Here is a 1,244-nt window from a genome sequence, read left to right as displayed (position 1 = left end):
GTCCCGTTCCCCCAACGCGGTCGCTTTCGTGCCCTCTACGCTCGCCAATTGCCGGCGCAGGGTCTGCGCCCGGTCGCGGGCCGTGCTGCTGTCCTGCGCAATCTTAGCCGCCTTCTCGGCCCGTTCGTTGGCCGCGGCGAGCTGCCGGGTCAGTTCCGCGTTCAGCTTCGCTTCCTGCTCAGCTTTCCACCGGCTCAGATTCACTAGGTCAAGCGGCCCTGGCCCCTCAATGCTCAGGCGCTGGGCGGGCGTCGGCGCGCCTAACTCCCCTACTTCGCCCCGGCTGCGCTCCTGGGTCCCGTACACGTGGCGCATCGTCTCGTGCTTGGCTCGACTATGCTCTACTCCTCGCTCCAGTCCGAACGGCTTCATGGCCTGGGCGTACTCGGTTTGTAGAGCGCGCAAGGTCTTTGGGTTAAACAAATCCTTCGCCGAGAGCCGCCCGTCTGCCGTGATAGGCACCACGATAGCTTGAAAGTGCGGCGTTAGCTCGTCCTGGTGCAAGCTCATCGCAACCACGTTCTCCTTGCCGAACTTGGCTTGGAGAAATGCAACATTGGCCTCCGCCCACTTGCTTCCCCGCATGTCCACCGATTGCCCCTGAGCATCCTTCTTGAATACCTCCGGGCTGGCCGTTAGAATTACTTCCATCGCTCGCACTGAATCCGGTCGCACCTTGGCTCCGGCCTCCTGAATGCGCTCGGTAGCCAGCTCCCAATAGTTACGCTGGGCGGGGTTGAAATACTCGTGGTTAAGGTCTTTGCGTTCAGCGTCTGCGTTGGGCGTTTCGCGCAGACGGTAGTTGTGCGCCGTGCGGGCGGCGCCTTGCTGAGCGGTCTTAATTTTCTCTACGCGTAGGATGGCATAGGGCATGGGGCAGTGGGGAACAAAAGAGAAAGAAAGAACTCAAACCGCGTAGAGCAGGCTGCAGGCCCCACACCGGACGTAGTCCGGTATAGTGGGTTATACCGCTGTTTTTTCCGCACCGTTCGCTTACGCTTGTGACTTACGCTAATTCGCGTTTTTAAGGGGAAATACTTACGCTTATTGTTTACGATTAGAGGCACGGCTTACGCTTACACTTACGCTAATAAAGCCCCGTCCGCGCTCGGTAGGCTTCGTAGTTGGTCTCACGTTCCTTTCGGTCGTGCCGTAGGATGCGCTCAATGACACTGTTCTGCGCTACCCCGGCCCATCCTTGCACGAGCTTACGTAACTCGGCCAAGGCTTGCTCAGCGGGCAAC

1 protein-coding gene is annotated in these 1,244 nt (G+C 59.5%); it reads right to left on the bottom strand.

Translation table 11 applies throughout. The features are described 5' to 3' along the window. Nucleotides 1-873, bottom strand: an 873-nt coding sequence (gene mobV / locus KYK14_RS21885) for a MobV family relaxase (RefSeq protein ID WP_246601984.1), incomplete at its 3' end; no start/stop codon positions are given. Nucleotides 874-1,244 lie beyond the last annotated feature (371 nt).

Source organism: Hymenobacter profundi, from assembly GCF_019334315.1.
Taxonomy (GTDB): Bacteria; Bacteroidota; Bacteroidia; order Cytophagales; family Hymenobacteraceae; genus Hymenobacter; species Hymenobacter profundi.
This window is presented reverse-complemented; position numbering and strand designations above follow the sequence as displayed.